This window comes from Sulfurimonas sp., assembly GCF_026988655.1.
Classification (GTDB): domain Bacteria; phylum Campylobacterota; class Campylobacteria; order Campylobacterales; family Sulfurimonadaceae; genus Sulfurimonas.
Map to the genome: position 1 here is coordinate 39586 of NZ_JALSKT010000018.1, position 22856 is coordinate 62441.

At 34.6% G+C, this 22856-nt stretch carries 24 protein-coding genes; 14 read left to right on the top strand and 10 right to left on the bottom strand.

The annotated features are described in order from the left end of the window. Positions 1-99 precede the first annotated feature (99 nt). The 3 genes from MV052_RS02100 to MV052_RS02110 are packed head-to-tail and all read left to right on the top strand — an operon-like array spanning position 100 to position 4680. Positions 100-918: an HDOD domain-containing protein gene (locus tag MV052_RS02100; protein WP_297440508.1), complete on the top strand. Its 819-nt coding sequence runs from the start codon at positions 100-102 to the stop codon at positions 916-918. Then, the gene (gene polA / locus MV052_RS02105; protein ID WP_297440510.1) at positions 918-3641 is read left to right on the top strand and encodes a DNA polymerase I; all 2724 of its coding nucleotides are present in this window, start codon (positions 918-920) and stop codon (positions 3639-3641) included. The genes MV052_RS02100 and polA overlap by 1 nt, the downstream gene beginning before the upstream one ends. 19 nt (positions 3642-3660) lie before the next feature. Then, complete coding sequence (locus tag MV052_RS02110) at positions 3661-4680, top strand: aldo/keto reductase (protein ID WP_297440512.1); 1020 nt, start codon at positions 3661-3663, stop codon at positions 4678-4680. Between the two features lie 6 nt (positions 4681-4686). Here MV052_RS02110 and MV052_RS02115 read toward each other — a convergent pair whose 3' ends face one another. The 3 genes from MV052_RS02115 to MV052_RS02125 all read right to left on the bottom strand — a co-directional run bounded on the left by MV052_RS02115 (position 4687) and on the right by MV052_RS02125 (position 7704). Next, a complete protein-coding gene (locus tag MV052_RS02115) occupies positions 4687-6483 on the bottom strand; it encodes a sensor domain-containing phosphodiesterase (protein ID WP_297440514.1) in 1797 nt (598 codons plus the stop codon). Between the two features lie 67 nt (positions 6484-6550). Then, a complete protein-coding gene (locus MV052_RS02120) occupies positions 6551-6808 on the bottom strand; it encodes an EscU/YscU/HrcU family type III secretion system export apparatus switch protein (protein ID WP_297440516.1) in 258 nt (85 codons plus the stop codon). Continuing rightward, positions 6805-7704 (bottom strand): flagellar hook-length control protein FliK, encoded by a 900-nt coding sequence (locus tag MV052_RS02125; protein WP_297440518.1) that lies wholly within the window; start codon positions 7702-7704, stop codon positions 6805-6807. Before MV052_RS02125 ends, MV052_RS02120 begins: the two co-directional genes overlap by 4 nt. A gap of 251 nt (positions 7705-7955) precedes the next feature. Between MV052_RS02125 and MV052_RS02130 the strand changes: the two genes are divergently transcribed. Both MV052_RS02130 and MV052_RS02135 read left to right on the top strand, forming a co-directional pair. After that, positions 7956-8453, top strand: a complete 498-nt coding sequence (locus MV052_RS02130; protein ID WP_297440519.1) for a hypothetical protein — start codon at positions 7956-7958, stop codon at positions 8451-8453. Next, positions 8453-8968: a thiamine phosphate synthase gene (locus MV052_RS02135; RefSeq protein WP_297440521.1), complete on the top strand. Its 516-nt coding sequence runs from the start codon at positions 8453-8455 to the stop codon at positions 8966-8968. Before MV052_RS02130 ends, MV052_RS02135 begins: the two co-directional genes overlap by 1 nt. Here the strand turns inward: MV052_RS02135 and MV052_RS02140 are convergent. After that, the gene (locus MV052_RS02140) at positions 8963-10201 is read right to left on the bottom strand and encodes an NAD(P)/FAD-dependent oxidoreductase (protein WP_297440523.1); all 1239 of its coding nucleotides are present in this window, start codon (positions 10199-10201) and stop codon (positions 8963-8965) included. The genes MV052_RS02135 and MV052_RS02140 overlap by 6 nt on opposite strands. A gap of 26 nt (positions 10202-10227) precedes the next feature. Between MV052_RS02140 and MV052_RS02145 the strand changes: the two genes are divergently transcribed. Next, complete coding sequence (locus MV052_RS02145) at positions 10228-10902, top strand: tRNA-uridine aminocarboxypropyltransferase (RefSeq protein WP_297440524.1); 675 nt, start codon at positions 10228-10230, stop codon at positions 10900-10902. A 147-nt stretch (positions 10903-11049) separates the two neighbouring features. Here the strand turns inward: MV052_RS02145 and MV052_RS02150 are convergent, their stop codons facing one another. From MV052_RS02150 to dapA, 6 genes are all read right to left on the bottom strand, one after another. Beyond that, positions 11050-11442, bottom strand: a complete 393-nt coding sequence (locus MV052_RS02150; protein WP_297440526.1) for a DUF6858 family protein — start codon at positions 11440-11442, stop codon at positions 11050-11052. Positions 11443-11762: 320 nt separating this feature from the next. Beyond that, a complete protein-coding gene (locus tag MV052_RS02155) occupies positions 11763-12437 on the bottom strand; it encodes a YggS family pyridoxal phosphate-dependent enzyme (protein WP_297440528.1) in 675 nt (224 codons plus the stop codon). A 2-nt stretch (positions 12438-12439) separates the two neighbouring features. After that, entirely contained in the window at positions 12440-13492 is a 1053-nt protein-coding gene (gene rseP, locus MV052_RS02160; protein ID WP_297440531.1) for an RIP metalloprotease RseP, read from the bottom strand. Then, positions 13489-14043, bottom strand: a complete 555-nt coding sequence (gene pgsA / locus MV052_RS02165; protein ID WP_297440533.1) for a CDP-diacylglycerol--glycerol-3-phosphate 3-phosphatidyltransferase — start codon at positions 14041-14043, stop codon at positions 13489-13491. Before pgsA ends, rseP begins: the two co-directional genes overlap by 4 nt. A 63-nt stretch (positions 14044-14106) precedes the next feature. Further along, positions 14107-14889 carry an enoyl-ACP reductase gene (locus tag MV052_RS02170; protein WP_297440535.1) on the bottom strand — a complete coding sequence of 261 codons (783 nt, stop codon included), beginning with the start codon at positions 14887-14889 and terminating at the stop codon, positions 14107-14109. Between the two features lies 1 nt (position 14890). Continuing rightward, positions 14891-15784: a 4-hydroxy-tetrahydrodipicolinate synthase gene (gene dapA / locus MV052_RS02175; protein ID WP_297440537.1), complete on the bottom strand. Its 894-nt coding sequence runs from the start codon at positions 15782-15784 to the stop codon at positions 14891-14893. A gap of 216 nt (positions 15785-16000) precedes the next feature. On the opposite strand from dapA, the gene MV052_RS02180 reads away from it, so the two are divergent. From MV052_RS02180 to MV052_RS02215, 8 genes are all read left to right on the top strand, one after another. Continuing rightward, positions 16001-16981 (top strand): MraY family glycosyltransferase, encoded by a 981-nt coding sequence (locus tag MV052_RS02180; RefSeq protein WP_297440539.1) that lies wholly within the window; start codon positions 16001-16003, stop codon positions 16979-16981. Positions 16982-17010: 29 nt separating this feature from the next. Next, complete coding sequence (locus MV052_RS02185) at positions 17011-17754, top strand: polysaccharide biosynthesis/export family protein (protein WP_297440541.1); 744 nt, start codon at positions 17011-17013, stop codon at positions 17752-17754. Between the two features lie 13 nt (positions 17755-17767). After that, entirely contained in the window at positions 17768-20110 is a 2343-nt protein-coding gene (locus MV052_RS02190) for a tyrosine-protein kinase family protein (protein WP_297440544.1), read from the top strand. Further along, the gene (gene rfbA, locus MV052_RS02195; protein WP_297440546.1) at positions 20111-21001 is read left to right on the top strand and encodes a glucose-1-phosphate thymidylyltransferase RfbA; all 891 of its coding nucleotides are present in this window, start codon (positions 20111-20113) and stop codon (positions 20999-21001) included. Then, positions 20998-21576, top strand: a complete 579-nt coding sequence (rfbC, locus tag MV052_RS02200; protein ID WP_297440548.1) for a dTDP-4-dehydrorhamnose 3,5-epimerase — start codon at positions 20998-21000, stop codon at positions 21574-21576. Before rfbA ends, rfbC begins: the two co-directional genes overlap by 4 nt. Then, on the top strand, positions 21569-22435 hold the full coding sequence (gene rfbD / locus MV052_RS02205) for a dTDP-4-dehydrorhamnose reductase (RefSeq protein ID WP_297440550.1): 867 nt from the start codon (positions 21569-21571) through the stop codon (positions 22433-22435). Before rfbC ends, rfbD begins: the two co-directional genes overlap by 8 nt. Further along, on the top strand, positions 22432-22626 hold the full coding sequence (locus MV052_RS02210) for a hypothetical protein (protein WP_297440552.1): 195 nt from the start codon (positions 22432-22434) through the stop codon (positions 22624-22626). Before rfbD ends, MV052_RS02210 begins: the two co-directional genes overlap by 4 nt. 98 nt (positions 22627-22724) lie before the next feature. Further along, positions 22725-22856 (top strand): NAD-dependent epimerase/dehydratase family protein (locus MV052_RS02215; protein WP_297440554.1); only part of this gene is annotated, 132 nt, incomplete at its 3' end.

Here is a 22856-nt window from a genome sequence, read left to right on the forward strand (position 1 = left end):
AGAATGACTTGAGTTTTGATTTACCGTAAATAGTTATAACTCACAAAGCTGAAGAGAATTTTCTGTGATATAATAAGAAAAAAAATATAAAGGCTTATGATGCAAAGCTCAATTACAGAAAGTATAAAATCCCTTCCTCCTCTTTCAAAAACTATTATGGATATTAACAGGGTTTATGCTGATGAAGAAGCTGGAGTAGGGGAACTTGCAAAGGTTATTCAACATGACCCAATGATAGTGGCAAATCTTTTAAAAAATGCAAACTCACCGCTCTATGGATTTGGAAAAGAGATAAAAAATGTAGCACAGGCGGTGTCACTTTTTGGTATGAGCATGACACGTTCAATAGCACTTGGTAATTCTGTTAGAAAGTTACTGAATGTTGATATGCAACCTTACAATGTAACAAGTGAACAGTTCGCTGAGATTTCATCAATGCAGGCAACACTAATCCTTAAATGGTATAACAAGGTCGATAGACACAAAGCTGAAGACTTATATTTAGCAGCATTTTTACAAGAGACAGGAAAAATCTTGATAGCAAGTTATCTTATTCAAGAAGATGAAGATTTAAGTTTCAAATCAGAGTTGGAATTTTCAAACAATATTGCTGAAGTTGAAAGATCTTATGTCAATGTTACGAGTTCTGAAGTAACAGCTGAGATATTTCAACATTGGGATTTTGATAAAGAATTTGTTGATATGATTAAGTACGCAGACAATCCTGCTGCTGCGCCAGAAGAGCTTAGAGAATATGCTACTGCGCTGCATATTGTAAAAACAATTTTACCAATAAATAAACCTTTTTCAGAACAGTCTATAAACTTTGGACTTAGACAAGCAAGAGATGCTGGGTATGATCATGAAATTCTTGAAGATGCCATTGATGATATGCTTGATATAATTGAGGAGAACTAATGAGTAAAACAGTTACCGTTATTGATACTTTTGGTTTCTTTTTTAGAAGCTTTTACGCCCTGCCTCAACACTTGAGAAACAAAGAGGGTTTTCCTACTGGTCTTTTAACAGGTTTTACGAACTTTATCTCTACACTACAAAAAGATCACGACAGTGACTATATTATTTTTGCTATAGATACAAAGGGTGACACCTTTAGAAATGAGATAGATGAAAATTATAAAGCAAATCGTAGTGCACCACCGCCGGAATTAACACAGCAACTCCCAGTAGCGATCGAGTGGATAAATAAGATGGGCTACAAAACACTTGGGAAGAGTGGGTTTGAAGCAGATGATATTATAGCTACAGTAGTGAAGTGTGCAAAAGAGAAAGGCTATAAGGTAAGAGTTGTTTCTCATGATAAAGACCTGTATCAACTGATAGATGATGAGAAAGTTGTGATCGTTGATGCTATTAAACGCAAATATATTAATGAAAAAGCTTGTTATGATAAGTATGGTGTGACGCCACAACAGTTTATTGATTATCAGTCAATTTTAGGTGATAGTGCGGATAATGTTCCTGGTGTCAAAGGTATAGGGAAGGTGGGCGCTGAAAAACTTTTAAAAGAGTATGGTACGCTTGATAATATTTATGCACACACAGATGAAATCAAAGGGGCAACACAAAAAAAGCTTATAGAGTCAAAAGAACAAGCCTATATGTCAAAAGAGCTTGTAACCTTGCATCCAGATATTTTTCCGTGTAGTGAGTTTGATTTTGAAGAGTATAAAATGGATGTGGAAAATCCATTTTTAAATATTTATGATGAACTTGTAAAGTATGAGCAAAATGCGATTTTAAGAACACTCCATGCCAAAAACATGGTGAGTAAAGAGCGTCAAGAGAGTGCACAAAAAACACAAACAGAAAATGAAGAAAAAACTGCAACATTAGCCTATAAAGCAACACTTATCACAGATGAAAAAGCCTTAAACGCAGTGCTTGAGAAGTTTGATAAAGAGACACTTGTCGCCTTTGATACTGAAACAACCGGGCTTGATTATGCAAATGATAAGCTTGTCGGTTTTAGCTTTTGTGTGGATGAGGCTGAAGCGTATTATGTTCCTTTTGCTCATTTTTATCTTGGTGTAACAGACCAAGTGAGTCCAGAAGTGGCAAAAAGTGCCATGCGACGTATATTTAACTCTCGTGTTGTTGGGCACAATATTAAGTTTGATTTACATTTTGTTACACGATTTTTAGAAGATGATTCTTTAGAGATTTATAGTGATAGTATGGTTTTAGCATGGTTGATAAATTCGGAGTCTGCGCTAAGTTTAGATAAACTCTCAGACAAGCTCTTAGGTCATAAGATGGTTGCGTTTAAAGATACTGTCAAAAAAGGTGAAACATTTGCAAGTGTGAATCTTGAAGATGCCTGTAACTATGCTGCTGAAGATGCGCTTATAACTTTTAAACTTTATAAACTCTTTTTACAAAAACTAGAGCTTCAAAATGCGACATACCTGATAGAAGAGGCAAAAACAGTTGAAATCCCTTTTATTAAAACACTCTTAAAAATGGAGAAAGAGGGAATAGAAGTCGATACGAAGTTTTTGGAAGATTTTTTAGTTGAGGTAAAAGCAACGCTAGAGAATTTAACAAAAAGCATCTATGCACTTGCTGGCAGTGAGTTTAACATCAACTCAACCAAACAGCTTGGCGTTGTACTTTTTGAAACACTCGGACTCCCCGTAGGTAAAAAGACAAAAACTGGATACTCTACAGATGAAAAAGTACTGAGTTCTTTAAAAGATAAACATGCGATAATTCCTAAACTTTTAGAGTATCGTGAGGTACATAAACTCTACTCAACTTACATTGAACCACTCTTAAAACTTGCTGATGCAGATGAAAAACATAGAATCCATACCTCATTTGTTCAAACAGGAACGGCAACTGGACGACTAAGCTCTAAAAATCCAAACTTGCAAAACATTCCTACAAGAACACCACTTGGTGCAACAATTCGTCGAGCTTTTGTAGCAGGAAAAGGCAAAAAACTCATTGGGATTGATTATTCTCAAATAGAGCTGCGTTTACTTGCGCATTTTTCACAAGACCCTGTTTTAGTGGATGCCTTTATGCATGACAAAGATATTCACTTGCAAACCGCTATCATACTTTTTGGCGAAGAAGAAGCAAAAGCAAAAAGAAACATAGCAAAGACGGTAAACTTTGGACTTTTATATGGAATGGGACAGAAAAAACTCTCAGATACTTTGGGCATTACTACAAAAGAAGCAAAAGAGATTATAGAAAAGTATTTTGAATCTTTTCCTACTGTAAAAAGCTATTTTCGCTCTATTGTAGAGAGTTCTAAAGAACATGGTTACGTAGAAACACTGCTCAAACGCAGAAGATATTTTGATTATGAAAATGCGACACCTATGTTTCGTGCTGCGTTTGAGAGAGAGTCTGTAAACTCTGTTTTTCAAGGAAGTGCGGCTGATTTGATCAAACTAAGTATGAATAAAGTACATCAAGTCATAGAAGATGAAAAGCTAAACGCAGTGATGTTACTGCAGATTCATGATGAACTCATTTTTGAAGTTGATGCCAAAGAAGCCGAGGCTTTTGGCGATAAGTTCCGAGAAATTATGGAAAGTATTATGGAGTTAGGTGTTCCACTCAAAGCTTCATTAAATATCGGAGATAACTGGAGCGAATTAAAGTAGGCTCAAGGGAGGGTTACAAATGGATTATAGATATATTGGTAAAAGTGGGCTTCGTGTGAGTCCTATTTGTTTGGGGACTATGACATTTGGAACACAAACGCCTGATGAGAGAGTTGCTTTTGAAATTATGGATAAAGCCTATGATAATGGGGTTAACTTTTTTGATACTGCGGAGCTTTATCCTGTACCACCATTAGCAAAGCTAGCGGGTCTCACCGAAGAGATAGTTGGACGATGGCTTAAAACAAAACCGCGAGAGAGTGTCATACTAGCTTCAAAGGTTGCAGGTGCTGCTAATGGTTGGTTTGTTCCACCTATTCGCCATGGATTAACAGCTATTGATAGTTTTCACATCGAACGTGCGATAGAAGGAAGCCTGAAGCGTTTACAAACGGACTATATTGACCTATATCAAATGCATTGGCCTGATACGGTAGTTCCCATCGAGGAGAGTTTAAAAGCTTTTGATAGACTTGTTCAAAGCGGAAAAGTGCGTTATATTGGAACGTCAAATGACACTGCTTATGGTACATCAAAAGCCCTTATGATCAGTGAATTTAAAGGTTTTGCAAGATTTGAATCCATTCAAAACAATTTTTCACTTTTAAATAGACGATTTTTAGATGAGCTTGCAACACTAGCGAAAAAAGAACAAGTTTCTTTATTGCCATATTCACCTTTAGGTGGTGGAGTTTTAAGTGGAAAGTATAATCAAGCCTCAAACGCAGTAGGTAGATTTACTGCCTATATCAATGCGAATGACAGACGTCAAAGGCTGATGGTTGAGCGTTTTGTCAATGACAAAACACTTGCATCTACACAAGCTTATTTGAAGATAGCTGCAGATGCAGGACTTGACCCTGTTACGATGGCTACCGCATGGTCAAAACAGTTTGATTTTGTTGCTTCTACTATCATTGGGGCAACAACACCCGAGCAACTTGATGCTACACTTGCTGCGATGGATTTGAAACTCTCAAAAGAGGTACTTGATGCATGTGATGCAGTGCATAGAGATATTTTATATCCTATGGGTTGATGCGTTTTATGAAGATATTGGTGTGCTTGCAGGCTCACTAAAGAGGTATCCTTGAGAGTATTGTATTCCTAAATCAAGCATGATATCTTGGACCTCTTTCGAGTGAACAAATTCTGCTATACAAGGGATGTTAGCATTTTTTGCAAAGAAGACAATGGCTTTGGTAATTTCGTAGCTTTTAGGATTTGTATCAATATCTTTGATATATTTTGCATCTATTTTCAAAAAGTCAATTTCAAGATCAAGTACACGTTCAAAGTTGGAATATTCAGTACCAAAATCATCTATGGCGATAGAGTAGCCTTGCTCTTTTAAGCTTGTAAGTTGCAGGATATGATTTTTCTTACCATTAGCACTGATACCTTCAAGTATCTCTAGTATGACTCTTTTTGGATTGATAGCATACTCTTTTGTCTTTTGATGTAAATAATCAACTATATAATGCCGTGCCAAGTCATCTTCAGTGATATTAAGCGAAAAAGTATACTCATTTGTTGCCATTATTTTAAAACTTTTGTCTATGATAGTCTTTGTGATTTCAGGTAAAAGACCCGAAAGTCTTGCTGGTTCTAAAAAGAGGTAAGGGGAGATAATCTCTGCACCTTTTTCAATTCTAGCCAATACTTCAAACTTCGCTATCGCACCGGTTTTATTGTCTCGTATGCCTTGAAAGTAAGGAACAAGAGTATTTTCATGTAGAGCATGGTGTAAAATATTGTTTGCCTCAATAAAAGACTTTCTTTGTCCAAAAGAGATACTTTCTTCTTCTTTATTAAAAATATGGACAGAATTTTTACCGATATTTTTCGCTTCTTTTAAAGCAATAACAGCATCTTTATAGAGACCTTCCTCTCCAAACGCAGCTCCATATGTAAAAGATATGTTAAGTCTTATTTCATCAATATGGAGTTCGTGTTGATAAAAATACTCTTTAATCTCATTGACTACATCAGTGATGTTGATTTTTCCTGTAAAAACAATAGCAAACTCATCAGCTCCAACTCTAGAGACTTCATGAAATATGAGATTGTTTTTAAAGATATTTGCAATTTTTATGAGTATTTCATCAGCTGTTTGAAAACCATAGGTACTGTTGATATAACTAAAATTATTTGTATCAAGAAGTAAAAGTGTCTTTTCTCCCTCATTGCTTAAGGTCTCATCTAAGTGTACTTTGTTGAAAAGTCCTGTGAGAGAGTCATAATAGACCATAGTATGAAGCTTCTTTTCGACCGCCATATTTTTGAGGATTATATTTACGATAAAAGCTGCAGTTTCTAGTAGCTTTTTATGAAAAGGAGCAGGAAGACGATGCTCAAACGATGAAAGAGCAAATGTACCTATAAGCTCATTTTTTTCATTTTTTATAGGCATAGACCAGCATGAACAAAGATTGAAATCATAAGCAACATTGCGTAAGTCTACCCATCTTTCATCTTCATATGTATTTAAAACATATTGAGGTTTTTGATGAAACATTGCACTTCCACATGAACCAGCCCCTGGTCCAGGTTTAAGATTTTCTAGGGCTTCTTTTCCTGCTTGTGGAATTGATGGAGCAGAGAGTACATTCATCAGTCCTGTTTCTTTATTGTATATCATGATAGAAGCTACTGCGTTTGGAAGCAGTGCTTCTGTTAAAAGACATAAATGTTGTAAAGTGTCTTCATAATTATCATTGAGTGAGAGTTTTTGAAGGATATTTGCTTGAATGTTAAGTATTTTTTCATACTTTTTTGGCGTTATATCTATCTCTTGGAGTTGTGTTTCATTGAGATTACTACAAGCAATGGTTGAGTCCAAAACACATCCTTTTAAAGTTTGTCTTATTCTAACATATAATTAGTTCTGCTGCTCTTAAATTTTATTGTTATGATTTTTTTCTAGTGTTTTTATAGATAAAACTAAAAACTTCGGCAATGGCTTTGTACATCTCTGGTGGGATTTCATTGTCAAGTTCTACGCAAGAGAGCAGCTCAACTAAATCCTCATCTTGTTTTATAGGTATGCCATTTTCTTTGGCAATTTGGATGATTTTTTGGGCAGTTTTTCTCTCACCCTTTGCTTTTACTTCTGGTGCTTGATTTGTATCTTTTTCATACTTGAGTGCTATAGCTTTTTTTATCATGCTTTTACCTCAAATCCCATTGCTAAATCATCATGAAAATCTTTTGTATATTTGTTTGTTACTGCGTTTATAAAACGTATATCTTTTGGCACTAAGCCGACACGAAAGAGTTGCTTTTTGAGTTCTTGCATATTTTCTTTGAGTAGGGTTTGAAGAGATTCATTTTGTGTTGCAATGTTGATACTGAGTTGATTTTTCTCAAAGAGAGCCAGACGCAAATCAAGCTCACCATATTGCTTGAGTGTAAGATGAATATCGCAAAAATATTTATCGTCTTTTACTTTTTTTATCGTGAGTTGTCCATCTTGCAGATCATCCCAAGTATATGGTAAATAGAGTGATGAAGCATGAGAGAGATGTGAAAGTAGTTGATGATAATCTATCTGTAGCAAGAGTTTATCAACCTGTTTTAAAATTTCTTGTTTATTTGTTTGGGTGGATTGGTTAAGCTCTTCATGTGACTTAAGTAAGAGAGCTTTTATATCATTTGAAAAAAGCTCTTTTGGATTTTGTGTATTTTTAAGATTTGCTTCTAAAAATAACCCAGAATTTTTGAGCTTTTGCTCTAACTCTTTTGGATTTATCTCTTTTATGGAAGTAAATTTATGCTCAAAGCTTTTGTCTAAACGCAGTAACTCTTTGAGAGTTTGGGTGATATTTCCTAAACTCTTTAGCGTAGGATTATTTTTGAGAAGTTCTAAAAGCAGCTTATCTTGACCTGTATCACTCGCACTGCGTTTAAGAAGCGTATTGAGGAGTGAACTCAAATCTTTTGCTTGAGAGAGTGCTTGTATCTCTGTTGGACTTGCATCCTTTAAAACTTGTGCTAGTGCTTTGTTTGTGTTGGCAAAGATGATTTTTAAGTGCTTATCAGCTTGACTTGTTGCATGTATCATAGGAGTAGTTTATCATACTTCAGTATAATACGCAAAAAATTAAGTGCTGACCAGAATAAATGACATAATTCAATGAAGAGAGAAACTATGAGCTGTGAGGCAAAAATCCGCAGGAGCTACTAGTAGCTTTAAGGGTTTTTAACGAAGCAGATTGTAGTTTCTCTCTTCACCCGTAGGGCAAGTTTTTAAAAGGCTCATTTTCTTCGTTGAACTTCTGCTAACGATGCTAGCATCGTCAACAAAAGTTCGCCTTGAAACTAAACCTTTTAAAAATTGTTGAATATGTCATTTATTCTTGTCAGGCACTTGAAAGAGAACCTATGGATGCAAAAATAGAAAATATACTAGAAATTTGGCATAAACATTTTAATGATGAAGAGAATCAATATTCAGAATTTGAACCCTCAGATATAGAGTATTTCGTTGGTTGTATGCTGTACAACCATTTTGCTTTTTCAAAAGCACTTGATAATCTTAAAACTATAGATTTGAGTTATGACTTTTTGTCTTCATGTGGGGATGAATATGAGCACATTAAAGAGATGATAGCTGAGATAAAATTTGATACCGAAGAAGAGTCTTTAAAATTTTTACAAGAGTATATAAACGAAGCACAACAAAAGTATACACAAGCAGAACTTTATCTCTTAAATCGTCTTGCGTATCATGTTGGTGCAATGGCTGAGCGTTATGCAAAAAATGTAGATGTCCAGAGAATTGATTTTGAAAATCCATTACTGAGAAAGTGATGAAAAAGTACTGTATTACTGCGTCACCATCTTATTTTCAACTACGCAAATACATGCCAGAGTTTGCACTCTATAGAGATAAAGAGACGCAAAACTATGCACAAAAAGCTGAAGAGTTTGTACAAATGTGCAAGCCTATCAAAGGCTTAAAATCCTTTTTGCATCAAGATTATCTCTTGGCTCATAAGCTAAACGCAGTAGGCGTGCATCTTACCTCGACTCAGTTTGACGAAATACAAAAAGCCAAAAAAGTGGGGCTTGAAGTCATCATCAGTACACACACGCACGAAGAAGTGCTACAAGCGCAAAAACTTGGAGTAGATTATGTGACTTATAGCCCTATATTTGCTACACCAAATAAAGGTGAACCAAAAGGGATAGAAGATTTAAAAGCACTCCTACAAAAGAGTGACATAAAAGTTTTTGCTCTTGGAGGCATCATAGATGCAGAACAAATCAAACAAATAGAAGAAGCAAATGCCTATGGCTTTGCATCTATTCGCTACTTTTTATAGTAATTTACCTGCAAGGTGTCCACTTGCAAAGCTCCATTGGAGGTTATAACCGCCACATGGGCCATCAAGATTCATAATCTCCCCACAAAAGTAGAGACCTTTGATGCGTTTACTTTGCATCGTTTTTGGGTCTATCTCTTTTAAGCTTATGCCACCTCGTGTAATCATCGCTAATTTAAAGCCATCATGTCCTATCACTGTGAGTGGTGTCCATGCAAGTAAAGAGACAAGCTTCGCTCTTTTTGCACCTTCTATCTTTTTATACTTTTCATCTATGTCGATTTCTGCCATTTTGCAAAGTTCTCTACTCAATGGATGAGGGAGGAGGGTAGAGAGTAGTTCTTCTATGTTTTGTTTGGGATTTTTCTCTAGCTCTTTTTTGAAATGATTTTGAATTTGTTCTTCATTCATTCCTTTTGTGAGATTAAGTAAGAGTGGTACCTCTTGGTACTTTTTTAAAAGTGGTGTGACTTCTCTGGAAAAGTCGAGTACGACAGGACCTCGAATACCGTGGTTTGTAAAGATAAGATCTCCTTTGGCTCGTAGTTTTTTATGCTTTTTGAGATCAACTCGGAGTTCTACTTTTGCCATTGTATCCGCGCGACAGTTTTTGACCCATTCCTCTTTTGTTCGTAGGGGCATCATAGCTGGAAAGAGATCTGTGACTTTATGTCCAAGCTCATTTGCAAGATTGTATCCGTCACCCTCAGCACCTAAGACAGGATAACCAAGCCCACCAGTTGCCACTATGACATTTTCAGCCTTAAGCATACTATCTTGGGTTTTTACCCCACTGATGCGCTCTCCAACGACTAAAAGACGTTCTGCTCTTTGCTTGCATTTTATTGTGATGCCTAAACGCAGCATTTCATTTTCAAGACCTGAGATAATAGTTGCAGAGGAGTGAGAAGTGGGAAAGATACGAAAACCATCTGGTGCATGTGTTGCAACACCGATTTCATCCATAAATGTGACTAAAGCTTTGTTGTCAAAGGCAGCCAAAGCATCTTGCATAAAACGTCCATCACGACCAAATCGAGCCATAAACTCTTCATTTGAGAGTGTGTTGGTGAGATTACATCTCCCGCCACCTGTTGCTTTTAACTTGGATGCAATTTTTGAGAGTTTTTCTAAAAGAAGGACTTTTTTACCCTCTCTTGCCGCAACAATAGCAGCAATAATCCCCGCCGCACCACTTCCAATGACAATAAGGTCATAATTATCTTTATTCATAATGATATTTTAGTATAATTGCTTTAATGAAAACTTATTATGGCGATAGAGAAAAATGTTATGAGTGTTATAGACCTAAAAGCTCTTGTATGTGTGGGTATTTTGAGCATATAGAAACGGACACAAAGTTTGTGATTTTGATGCATCCAAAAGAGTTTAAAAAGGTCAAAAACAATACTGGACATTTTACGCATAAGTCACTGCCTAATTCTGAACTTTTTATAGGTATAGATTTCTCACAAAACAAAAAAATCAATGAAATCATAGCAACACATGAGAGTTATATTCTTTACCCATCAAGCGATGCACTCAACCTCAGTGAAACAAATCCTAAACGCAGTAAAAAACCCTTAGCGATTTTTCTTATAGACTCAACTTGGGCATGCTCAAAAAAGATGTTTACACAAAGTAAAAACCTACAAATGTTGCAATATATGAGCTTTACCACCACCAAACAATCAGACTATGAGATAAAAGTACAGCCAGATGAAAACTATCTCTCAACAATGGAGTCTACTTTAGTGGTTTTGGAATTGTTGGCTGCGCATACAATCGAGTCGATAAAAAAAGAAAATCTTGAGAACTTTTTAAATCCATTTTATGAGATGATAAGATATCAAAAGAGGTTAATTGCAAATCCCACTAACAATGCAGTGAGATTTAAACGACATACTAAACACGGTAAATCAAAACTAAGATAACTTCAAAACTCAAGTCACCCTGAACTTGATTCAGGGTCTAGTTTATATGAAATTATAAGCTAGATTCCCAGTCAAGCTGAGAATGACTTGAGTTTTGATTTACCGTACATACTAAAGTGTAAAGCCTTCAAGTATAAATATCGTTTTTTACTTATTTACAACTGAGCGTGCCCAGCCTTCTGTTACTGTGTGAAGTTGCTCATTTGGAACTTCTAAAAAACTAATCTCAAAACTATCTTCAAATTCACATACTCCAATGCTCCTTGGACGAACTGCTAACATTTTAGAAGTAGGGAGTTGTTTTCCAAAGCAGAAGATTATGTTTTTAGCATCTTTTATTTCATCAGCTATGACGCTATCTTGTATCGAAGAAGTATGCTCGTAATGATCAAAAATTGCGATAAATTTAGCTATTGGGTGTTCTTCAATGAGATTGTTAAAATGTTCTATAATTTGGGATACATTTTCGTAGTTTGTTTCAGTTTTTTTGATGTTAAGTGAAAATACTGGATATTTATCCATAAAGATTGTTTTTGTCATGTTTATTCCTAGTAAAATTTTAAATGTAATTATATCTTATAATTATTATAATTTTACAATATTTTAGAAAAAATGACGAATTACGGTAAATCAAAACTCAAGTCATTCTCAGCTTGACTGGGAATCTAGCTTATAATCTCATATAAACTAGACCCTGAATCAAGTTCAGGGTGACTTTAGTTTTGAAGTTATCTTAGTTTTGATATTAAAATTTAAGCTATTAAGCCGTCAAAATAAGCTTGGGGTTTATTTATTAAACAAGTGTAACTCTAAAGTATTAACTTTAGAGTGGACAGTTAAGCTTTTAGTTGCTTTTAAAATTATTTATTAAACACAATAGAACCAAGGCGAACCATATTTGAACCACACTCTATGGCAAGTTCAAAATCTCCACTCATACCCATAGAGCAGATCGTTGCATTTGGGAGTTGTTGGTATATTTCATGTGTTACTTCAAAACTTTTTCTTACTACTTCTTTGTCATCACTGTGTGCACCGATGCTCATGATACCTTTGAGTTTGATATTTGGGCATTCATTTTGAATTGTTGTATAAATCTCTAGGGCGTCCTCAGGCATCACACCATGTTTAGATTCCTCTTTTGCTGCGTTTACATGAAGTAAACAATCAAGTGTCATATCTCTTGCGAGAAGTTTCTTTTGCAGTTCATGTGCAAGTTCAAGGGAATCAAGTGCCTGAAATAAACTAGGGTTGATATCCAGCAGCTTATTTATCTTATTTTTTTGCAAGTTCCCGATAAAGTGCCACTCTAAAGGTAGATCTTCAAGCTCTTGTGCTTTTGCTTGTAAATCTTGAACTTTATTTTCACCAAAAGCACGTTGTCCAATTTTGTAGAGTTTTTCAATATCCTCTGCAGTAGAGTACTTACTCACAGCAACAATTTTTACAATATGATGCTCACTCACTGTAAGTCGAGCTGTCTCAACACGACGTATAACGTCATCTATATATAGTTTATATTCTATCTCATTCATGTTTATCCTATTAGTCTATTTATATCGTTATAGATTCCAAGTCCCATAAGTCCAAAGAGGATGACCCATCCTGTTATGGTTAAGTTTATGACGACCTGTTCGCTTGCTTCTCTTCTAAATATCATCTCATAAAGATTAAACATGATATGTCCGCCATCAAGTGCCGGAATAGGAAGGAGGTTGAGTACACCGAGATTGACCGAGATAAGTGCCGCAAAGAAAAGGACGCTCATCCAGCCAACAGCAGTTGCATCAGAAGTGAGCTTAACTATACTTATAACTCCGCCCATCTCAGAAGCAGGAACTTCACCAAAAAGTAACTTTTTAACACCTGTAAATATCAGCGTAGAAGCAAAAACAGTCTGATCAGTTGCATACTTGATTTTGCCTATAAAATCTAGCTTTTGCTCATGCATAACACCTGCTGCGGAGATACCTATCATCTTGCGTTTGACATCTTCTCCGTACATATTTTTAGCATCACGAAGTTTTGGTTCTAGTGTGATGAGTTTGAGGTATCCTTTTCTATCCACCTCTAAAGCTATGGCACCTTTTGCTGATGTGATTAACTCCGCCATCTCTTTCCAGCTTGTAACTTTTTGATTATTTATGCTCAAAATTGTGTCGTTTGATTCAAGTCCTGCTACAAAGGCAGGAGAATCTTTTAAGACTGTTCCTACAACAGGGGAAAGTACTTGTGGGTTGCCAAGTGCGATGGTAAAGTAGAGCAAAAATGCAAGTAAAAAGTTTGCAAATGGTCCAGCTAAAAGGATGATGATTTTTTGTAAAGGAGTTTTAGCATTATAGCTATCTGCATCATAACTTTTTTTTGTGGGGTCTGCATCATCTTGACCTTTCATTTTGACATAGCCGCCAAGGGGAATAGCCGAGATACTCCACTGTGTACCAAATGCATGAAAAGTAAAAAGTCTTTTTCCAAAACCTATGCTGAAGACTTCGACATAAACGCCAAAAAAACGTGCGGCGCTAAAGTGACCAAGCTCATGAAAAAATATAAGTCCTGAAAGAACTAAAAGTGAAACTAACCAGCTCATGATTGTTGCTCCTTTGTAAGTGCATTTTTAAATCCCCAAAGATACTCAAGCCCAGAGTAAACAGTTAAAAATACTGCAAACCAGAGCAGGGCAGTACCAAATGGCCAGTGCATGAGTAAAAAGCCGATAGCTATCATTTGAGCTACTGTTTTTACTTTCCCAGCCCATGAAGCTTTGACGCTGATACCCTCACTCACAGCAACAGTACGGATACCAGTGATAAAAAGCTCACGAACGATGATGATGTAAATAGCCCAAGCAGAAGCTTCACCTATCATCATAAGACCTAAAAATGCAGCTAAAGTAAGCATCTTGTCTGCTAGAGGGTCAAGGATGGCACCGAGCATTGTCATCTGATTCCATTGTCTTGCAATGTAGCCATCAAAAAAGTCGGTAATTGATGCAAGAACAAAAAGCAAAGAAGCAAAGTAATAGTTCCAAGTGATGTCAAAACCGTTGTCGGTAAAAACTTGAGGATTGAGTATAATCCAGAACATTAATGGTGCTAGAAGTATACGGATGGATGCTAAAAAATTTGGTAAATTGAGCAAAGAATTTCCTGATTAAGATTAGAGTGTAGAAAAAAGGCTAATTCGCATTAGCCTTTGGATTATTTACTGAAAAGATGTTCCACCATCGATAACGATAGCTTGACCAGTTAACCATGAAGCCTCATTACTACAAAGGAAAAGACAAGCACCAGTTAAGTCTGTAGCATCACCCATACGGTTGAGTGGAGAGCGTTTTACAACTTCTGCTTTTACCTCTTCATAGTTCGGGAAAGCTTTGAGTGCGTCTGTGTCGATTGGACCACCACTTACTGCGTTTACTCTGATGTTTTTCTCACCAAGTTCAGCAGCAGCGTATTTGACCATAGTCTCAACTGCAGCTTTGTTTGTTCCATGACCAGCATAGTTTGGAGTGTAGACAAGATTACCAGTTGAGCTCATAGAGATGATAGAACCACCACCAACTTTTTCCATACGTTTGGCTGCTTCTTGCGCACCAACGACAAACGCTTCAACAGTCGCAGTATAGATGTTACAAAGTCCTTTTGGTTTGAGTCTCATAAATGGAGCAAATCCACCAACAACAGCACGACCAGAGATAATGGCATTTGAGATAAAAAAATCAAGTCTATCAAAATCTTCATCGAACTCTTTGTATACATCTTTATATGTTAAAGGTTCTAAGATATTGAGTTTGTAAGCTTTTGCTTTAATGCCAAACTGAGATTCAACATCAGCGATGATCTCATTTGCAGTATCTGCACTAGAAGCATAAGTAAATGCAACATCACAACCTTTTTTGGCAAATGCATACACTATAGCTTTTCCGATACCACGTGTACCACCACTTACAAATAAAGTCTTACCTGTCATTGTTTTTTCGCTCATATTAAAGTCCTTTTATTTCATAATTTTTCATAACTTCTTCTATCTTTTTCATACTCTCAACACTCGGAGGGGTTAAAGGAAGACGATACTCTAGCGTGTCTATAAGCCCTGCTATATACATAGCTGCTTTGATGGGAATAGGGTTCGCTTCACAAAAAAGCACCTTGTTTAAAGGGTAAAGTTTGTCATTGAGAGCTTTTGCTTTGGCAAAATCACCAGCGTGTGCAAGTCTGACTAATTCTGATTTTAAGTCAGGCATCAAGTTTGAGGTGACAGAAGTGATACCAGCGCCACCATTTGCAAGGATAGGATAATCTATAGCATCATCACCAGAAAATACTTTCAACTCAGGACGACGAGAAAGAAGTTCTACTGTACGTTCAAGTGAACCAGTTGCTTCTTTGATACCATATATGTTAGGAATGTCATCAAAAAGTCTGATGACAGTATCTGCACTAATGTCTACTACAGTACGACCTGGAACATTGTAAAGCATAAAAGGAAGCTCAGGCACTGATGAAGCGATTGCTTTATAGTGTTGATAGAGTCCTTCTTGAGATGGTTTTACATAGTATGGCGCTACAGAGAAGATAGCATCTACACCACACTCTTGAGCATTTTTTGCAGCTAAGATAGCTTCTGAAGTAGAGTTGCTTCCTGCACCGGCAAGAACTTTTGTACTCGTACCTTTACAAACTTCTACTGCTATCTCCATACATCTTTTATCTTCATCATAAGATAGAGTAGCACTCTCTCCTGTTGTACCCACAGGACACACGGCATCGATCCCGTTGTTTATCTGGCGTTGAATTAACGCAGCATACGTTTGCTCATCAAGTTTTCCATTTTTAAACGGAGTGATAATTGCGGTTGAAGAACCTGTGACTAAATTCATTAAATATTACCTTTAGATTAATAAGTGTAATTATATCTAAAAGTTTTAAATTTAGGCTAATATGAGTAAAAATTAAAAAATAACAAAAACATTAAATAACAATAAAATATAAATTTTAAAATTTGTGTAGTAAATAATTATAATATGTTGTATAATTCTCACATGAAATTTGCTTTAATAATAATATTTATATTGTCCCTAGTGTTGATAAGTCTTTTGATTAAGTATGCAGCTAAGCTTGGCTTACAAGATGTGCCAAATGAAAGAAGTGCACATAAAAGCACTATACCAAAAAGTGCGGGACTTGGTTTCGTTAGTGCAGTAATTTTGGGTCAATTTATATTTAATTTTGATTATTTTATAGATTATTTTTTCATGTATTTTTCTATTCTTATAGTTATGCTTATAGGCTTGTATGATGACAAATATGACATAAAGGCTCGTGTTAAATTTATCTTTATTATTTTGGCGGCATCTATAGTAGTCTTTTACGATATACGTATAGACTCACTCGGCACGTATTTTGGTTATGAATTACATCTTCCTTGGTTTATCGCAGCTCTGTTTAGTGTCTTTGCAATTGTAGGATTTACAAATGCTTTAAATCTCATGGATGGACTTGATGGCTTAGCCGGTGGACTCTCCCTCATCATGCTTACGATGTTCTTTGCAATAGGCTTAACACATGGTGACTATTTTTTAGTTTCACTCTCTGCTAGTTTTATAGTTGCAGTCGGAGCATTTATGATCTTCAACTGGCATCCAGCTAAGATCTTTATGGGAGATAGTGGTTCATTGACCTTAGGCTTTGTTATCTCAGTACTAGCTATTAAATCTTTAGCATATATTTCACCTGCTGCTGTGTTGTTTATCATAGGGCTTCCTCTTATAGATACTTTCATCGTAGTACGTAGAAGATTACAAAGAGGTCAATCTCCATTTATTGCAGATAAAAACCATATTCACCATTTTTTATACAAAACAAAGTTACACGTAAGATTTTCAGTGATGATGTTGTTGTACATACAACTTGCTTTGTCAATCATTGGCTTCCAAATAAAATCTACAGATCAGTTTTTATCTGTAGTTTTATTTGTCATGATAGTCTATATCTTTTTTAATCTTTTTGATCAAAGATATAGATATAGACCAAAAACACAAAAAAGGAAGAAAAGGATGGATAGAAGAGATGCCTAAACGAAGTGAATTTAAAATTAGGGACTCATATGAAAAATATGTATAGTTTAGCAGTGATATTGTCAGTCATATTTACATTAGTAGGTTGTAGTAAGGCTGATTATGTTCTTTTTGCAAAAAATTATGACGAACAGCATGTGCAATATAAAGATAATAATACGTCAGAACCTTATCGATACAAAGTTCGTGTTAATGATCGTCTGTCAATATTATTTTACGATCATCCGGAATTAAGTACGAGGTCAATAGGGGATTTAAATAAAGATGTATATGGTATATTGGTGGATTCAAAAGGATACGCTAAATTTCCAATCATAGGCTCTATTAAAGTATCTGGTTATTATGAAGAAGATTTAGCAAAACGCGTAGAAAAACTCTATTCAGAATATATTATAAATCCAAAAATTAATTTAAATGTTATAAACAAAAGAGTTGTTGTTTTGGGTGAAGTTAAAAATCCCGGAGTTGTTGAAATCACAAATGAAACAATGAGTTTGTTTGAAGTAATTGCAAAACGTGGTGGAATTTCTAGAATAGGTAAACGCAATGGAGTTGTAATATTGCGAGGAGACATGAAAAACCCAGAAATAAGTATGGTTGATTTAACTGATATGCGTAGTATATTACAGCAGAATATGATGTTAGAACCAAATGATATCGTTTACATTGTTCCTAACATAAACATAGTGATTGAGCAAGCATTACCTGCAACTCAAATTATAAATTCACTAACAAGTTCAGCGGTTAATATGAAAATATTAACAAATTTTTAAAAGGCAGTAATAGATGAAAAAAAATATGAATTATTATATTAATTTAATCAAAGAAAGAAAGATTTCTTTTATAACTGTTTTTACGATCATAGTGCTTATTGGGGTATTAAAACTTTTTTTAACTGAAAAATTATATGTTTCTTCTGGGGCGATAGAAATACCAAAATATGAGGCAGTAACATCTAATTCCTTTTTAAATTCTTTCAATTATACTAGAAATAGAGTGCATACTCCTAGTGATGAGGCAGAAATTATACAATCAAATGCAATAATTGAGGAAGTTATTCATGAATTGAATTTTACTAATACATATTACACATATGGTAACTTATTACGTTATGCAATAGAAAAAGAACAGTTTCCATATGATGTTACTCTCTTGTCACATGATACAGCAAATATTGCATTGATAATATACCCTTATAGTTCAAAAGATGCAAGGTTTGAAATAATTAGACAGAGTCTAACTGATAAGGTTATAATTAACAACAAAGTATTGAATCAAAAAGTTCTTTACAGTGGTTTATTGAAATATGGTGAGAAAAAGAAAGTTGGTCCATATTTGATTCAAATAAATAAGAAAATAAAGACGTTACCATCTTTTGTATATTCAGTAAATTATACAAATGAACATTTGTTGATTGATAAAATTAAAAGAAATTTAAGGGTTACTCCAGTTATTAAAGATTCATCAATAATTGGAATAGACTATAAAGATGTAACCCCGATGAGGGCGAAAATTTTTATTGAAAAACTTTTAGAGGTGTATTCAAGAGAAAATCTTAAAATTAACACTAAAAGAGTTTTAGAAGCAATTAAAATAGTTGACAAACAATTAGTAGATACAAAACTGAAACTTGATAAATCGGCTAAAAAATTAAAAGAATATCAAAGTTCTAATCTTCTTTTAAATGTTACGGATGAGTTTAAAAATAGGCAAAATCAAATTATTGTACTCGAAGAAAAGAAACAAAACATTGTTTTACAGAAAAATGTATATGAAAAGATTTTGGAACATATTATAAAAGGTGAAGATGTTGGAAATATTGTTGTTGATGATAAAGGGATAACAAATTTAATACAACAGAGAGATGATGCTGTTGCTAAACAAAAAGAATTATTAGGTAAATATACACCTAAATATAGTAAAGTAATTGAGATTACAAAAAAAATTACTTCTATTAGAAATATGTTGAATGATAAAATATTATATATTATAGGAAATTTAAAAACTCAGGAAGAAACTCTTAATAATCTTATAGATAATGTAAAATTAAAAATTAAAAATCTACCTGCTAAGAAAGCTCATTTAAATGAGCTATTACATAACTATAAAGTAGATACTGAAATTTATCAAGAGTTGCTTAAAAACAAAATGAAAATGTCCACTGATGTCGTAAAGGCGGAGCAATATACACGCGTAGTAGATAAGCCTGATTATTATCCTTATGCAATTTATCCAAGGTATTTGTTATCTATTATTATTATTATAATGTTAGCTTTTATTTTTGCTTTTATTGCAGTCTTAATAAGAAATACATTTGATACTATTATTAGAAAACCAGAGGATATTCTTCGTATTACAAAAATACCTTTATTTGGAATAGTTCCTTTTGTAAAGTCAAAAAACTATAATAAAATATTTCTTCTGGACTCTGAGAACACACATATAGTTGAATCATTTAGAAAAATACGAACAAATTTAGAATATGCTGGTAATAAAGAAAAAGGAAAATTGATTTTAGTGACTTCTAGCTATGCAAACGAAGGAAAAACAACATTTGCAGCAAACCTTGCTGTAAGTCATGCAATGTTAGATAAAAAAGTTGTAATTGTGAATTTAGATTTAAGAATTCCTCAGTTACACATGAAATTTGATATTGATAATACGCAAGGTGTTAGTGAAATACTCGCTGCGAAAGTTAGTGTTTCTGATGTTGTGCACCCATATACTGATAAGACAGATAGTAAAATAATAAAACATTTAGATGTTATAACTTCTGGTGCAGTGCCACCAAACCCTGCAGAGCTTATAGATACTCCAAGGTTAGATAGCTTTTTTAATGAGTTGCGAGAGATGTATGATATTATTATTTTAGATTCACCTCCACTTAGAGAAGCTTCGGAGTCTTTTGTTTTAGCGACAAAATCTGATGTTATATTGTCGGTTGTTAAAGCTGAATCATCCAAAATTGACAGTATTGAGTATTTTGAAAAAATTTCTGAAGGGTTGAAAAAATCTAAAAGCTTAGGAATTATTTTAGTCTCTGTTGCAGAGGAATATATGCAAATGCCAGTTTATGATAAAAATTACGCGCTATTTGTAGAAAAAAATTCAAAAAAAGGAAAAGAGTAAATGAAAGGTATAATACTAGCAGGGGGAAGTGGCACACGCCTCTATCCAATCACAAAAGGTGTAAGTAAACAATTAGTTCCGATTTATGATAAACCGATGATTTATTATCCATTATCAGTTCTTATGTTGGCAGGAATTACTGAAGTACTCATTATCTCAACACCGCATGATTTACCAAACTTTGAAAAGCTTCTTGGTGATGGCAATGAACTAGGAATGAAGTTTTCTTACAAAGTGCAACCAAGCCCAGATGGTTTGGCGCAAGCTTTTCTTTTGGCTGAAGATTTTCTAGGTGGAGAAGAAGCTTGTCTTATCTTAGGTGATAATATTTTTTATGGTCACGGACTCACTAAACTGTTGGCAAAAAGCATTAAAAATGCACAAGAAGACAACAAGGCAACTGTATATGGATACTATGTCAATGATCCTGAGCGATATGGTGTCGCTGAATTTGATGAAACAGGAGATGTAGTCTCCATAGAAGAAAAACCTAAAAATCCAAAAAGTAACTATGCTGTAGTTGGTTTGTATTTTTATCCAAAAGATGTAGTGCAAAAAGCAAAAGAAGTAAAACCAAGTGACAGAGGCGAGTTAGAGATAACAACACTTAATCAAATGTACCTTCAAGAGAAACGATTACGAGTTAAACTTATGGGAAGAGGCTATGCATGGCTTGACACAGGAACACATGAGTCTCTTTTAGAAGCTTCTATGTTTATACAAACTATAGAGAAAAGACAAGGTCTTAAAGTTGCATGTATAGAAGAGATAGCTCATGAGATGGGATACATCAATGCTGATGACTTAGTAAGATTAGCACAACCACTGAAAAAAAATCAATATGGACAATATTTACTTAAACGTGCCCAAGAAGGAAAAGTAGAACGATGAAATTCATAAGAACAGCAATTGAAGATGTAGTCATTATAGAACCAAAAGTTCATGGAGATGAGAGAGGCTACTTTGTAGAGACTTTTCGTGCTGATAAACTTGAAGAGTTTTTAGGATATAAAATAAACTTCTGCCAAGACAATGAGTCAAAAAGCTCTCGTGGAGTTTTGCGAGGTCTACACTATCAACTCCACCCCGCAGCACAAACAAAACTTGTTCGTGTCATAAAAGGCAGAGTATTAGATGTGGCAGTAGATATCCGAAAAGGAAGCCCGACATTTGGTAAACATGTGAGTGTAGAGCTAAGTGAAGTGAATAAAAAACAACTCTTAGTACCAAGAGGATTTGCTCACGGCTTTGTAGTGCTTGAAGATGATACTATTTTTGCTTACAAAGTAGATAACTACTACTCTCCCGAAAATGATAGAGGAGTAGCGTTTGATGATGAGGCACTCAAAATTGACTGGAGAGTACCAAAAGAAGAACTTCTTCTTTCTGAAAAAGACAGGATACAACCTAAGCTAAACGAAACACAAGATATATTTGAATATGGGATGAATTACTATAATGACTAATATTTTAGTAACAGGATCAAATGGTCAAGTAGGTTCTGAGTTACGTGAATTGGCAAAGGAGTATGAATATACTTTTTTCTTTACAGATAGAGAAAGTTTAGACATCACATCTAAAGAAGATATAAACAATTTTGTCACACAAAATAATATCAATGTTATTATAAACGCAGCGGCTTACACAGCAGTGGATAAAGCAGAAGAAGATGAAAAAAATGCAGACAAGGTTAATCATTTAGCAGTTGAATTTCTTGCGGAGATAGCAAAAGAGAAAAACATAAAACTCATCCATATCTCAACAGATTATGTCTTTGATGGGAAAAACTATAAACCTTACAATGAAGATGATGTTACAAATCCACAAGGTGTTTATGGAAAAACAAAACTTGATGGTGAAAAAGCTCTCCAAGAGATAAACCCTAATAATTCAATCATTATAAGAACTTCATGGGTTTACTCAAGCTTTGGAGATAACTTTGTAAAGACTATGCTGCGTTTAGGGAAAGAAAAAGAACAGCTCGGAGTGATTTTTGATCAGGTAGGAACTCCTACTTATGCAAAATATTTGGCAAAAGCAATACTTGATATTTTACCGAATGTGAAAAATGAAAAAGTTGCAATATATAACTACTCAAATGAAGGTGTACTTTCTTGGTATGACTTTGCAAAAGAGATTATGAGAATGGCAAAGCTTGATTGTCAAATTAATCCAATAGAAACAAAAGAGTACCCTACGCCAGCAAAAAGACCACACTATAGTCTACTGAACAAATCAAAGATAAAAGAAGAATTTGGTATACTTATTCCATATTGGAAAGATTCACTTGATGAGTGTTTACAAGCTTTAGGTGCAAGGAAGTGAAAAAAGTTTTAGAAGAAGTTGGTAAAAGCTTAATGGCATTTGCCAATATTGTAACTGCATTGGTGTTTGTAAAAAGTTATTTCGATAACAGTGACGATAATATGTTGATTTATGGCATTTATTTCTTTATCGATACATATATATTGAGTTCTATATTAATTAAACTTTCAGAAAGGATGAAAAATGAGTAAATTAGAATTAGTATTAGTTACCATGGGAACAGTTGCGCTTATAGCAGCATATTTTTTAAATAAAGTAGATCCAAACAAATGGGAGAATAAACATAGCCATGACTAAAAACATACTACTAACAGGCACAGCAGGCTTCATAGGCTCAAACTTCGTACCATACTTTCTGGAAAAATACCCAGAATACAATCTTATAAACCTAGACCTACTAACATACGCAGGAAACTTAGAA

Excerpts from the sequence above, each read along its gene's own strand:
- MV052_RS02100 (WP_297440508.1), top strand. The coding sequence starts at position 100 with ATGCAAAGCTCAATTACAGAAAGTATAAAATCCCTTCCTCCTCTTTCA.
- polA (WP_297440510.1), top strand. The coding sequence starts at position 918 with ATGAGTAAAACAGTTACCGTTATTGATACTTTTGGTTTCTTTTTTAGA.
- MV052_RS02110 (WP_297440512.1), top strand. The coding sequence starts at position 3,661 with ATGGATTATAGATATATTGGTAAAAGTGGGCTTCGTGTGAGTCCTATT.
- MV052_RS02120 (WP_297440516.1), bottom strand. The coding sequence starts at position 6,808 with ATGATAAAAAAAGCTATAGCACTCAAGTATGAAAAAGATACAAATCAA.
- MV052_RS02125 (WP_297440518.1), bottom strand. The coding sequence starts at position 7,704 with ATGATACATGCAACAAGTCAAGCTGATAAGCACTTAAAAATCATCTTT.
- MV052_RS02135 (WP_297440521.1), top strand. The coding sequence starts at position 8,453 with ATGAAAAAGTACTGTATTACTGCGTCACCATCTTATTTTCAACTACGC.
- MV052_RS02140 (WP_297440523.1), bottom strand. The coding sequence starts at position 10,201 with ATGAATAAAGATAATTATGACCTTATTGTCATTGGAAGTGGTGCGGCG.
- MV052_RS02145 (WP_297440524.1), top strand. The coding sequence starts at position 10,228 with ATGAAAACTTATTATGGCGATAGAGAAAAATGTTATGAGTGTTATAGA.
- MV052_RS02150 (WP_297440526.1), bottom strand. The coding sequence starts at position 11,442 with ATGACAAAAACAATCTTTATGGATAAATATCCAGTATTTTCACTTAAC.
- MV052_RS02155 (WP_297440528.1), bottom strand. The coding sequence starts at position 12,437 with ATGAATGAGATAGAATATAAACTATATATAGATGACGTTATACGTCGT.
- rseP (WP_297440531.1), bottom strand. The coding sequence starts at position 13,492 with ATGAGCTGGTTAGTTTCACTTTTAGTTCTTTCAGGACTTATATTTTTT.
- MV052_RS02170 (WP_297440535.1), bottom strand. The coding sequence starts at position 14,889 with ATGAGCGAAAAAACAATGACAGGTAAGACTTTATTTGTAAGTGGTGGT.
- dapA (WP_297440537.1), bottom strand. The coding sequence starts at position 15,784 with ATGAATTTAGTCACAGGTTCTTCAACCGCAATTATCACTCCGTTTAAA.
- MV052_RS02185 (WP_297440541.1), top strand. The coding sequence starts at position 17,011 with ATGAAAAATATGTATAGTTTAGCAGTGATATTGTCAGTCATATTTACA.
- MV052_RS02190 (WP_297440544.1), top strand. The coding sequence starts at position 17,768 with ATGAAAAAAAATATGAATTATTATATTAATTTAATCAAAGAAAGAAAG.
- rfbA (WP_297440546.1), top strand. The coding sequence starts at position 20,111 with ATGAAAGGTATAATACTAGCAGGGGGAAGTGGCACACGCCTCTATCCA.
- rfbC (WP_297440548.1), top strand. The coding sequence starts at position 20,998 with ATGAAATTCATAAGAACAGCAATTGAAGATGTAGTCATTATAGAACCA.
- rfbD (WP_297440550.1), top strand. The coding sequence starts at position 21,569 with ATGACTAATATTTTAGTAACAGGATCAAATGGTCAAGTAGGTTCTGAG.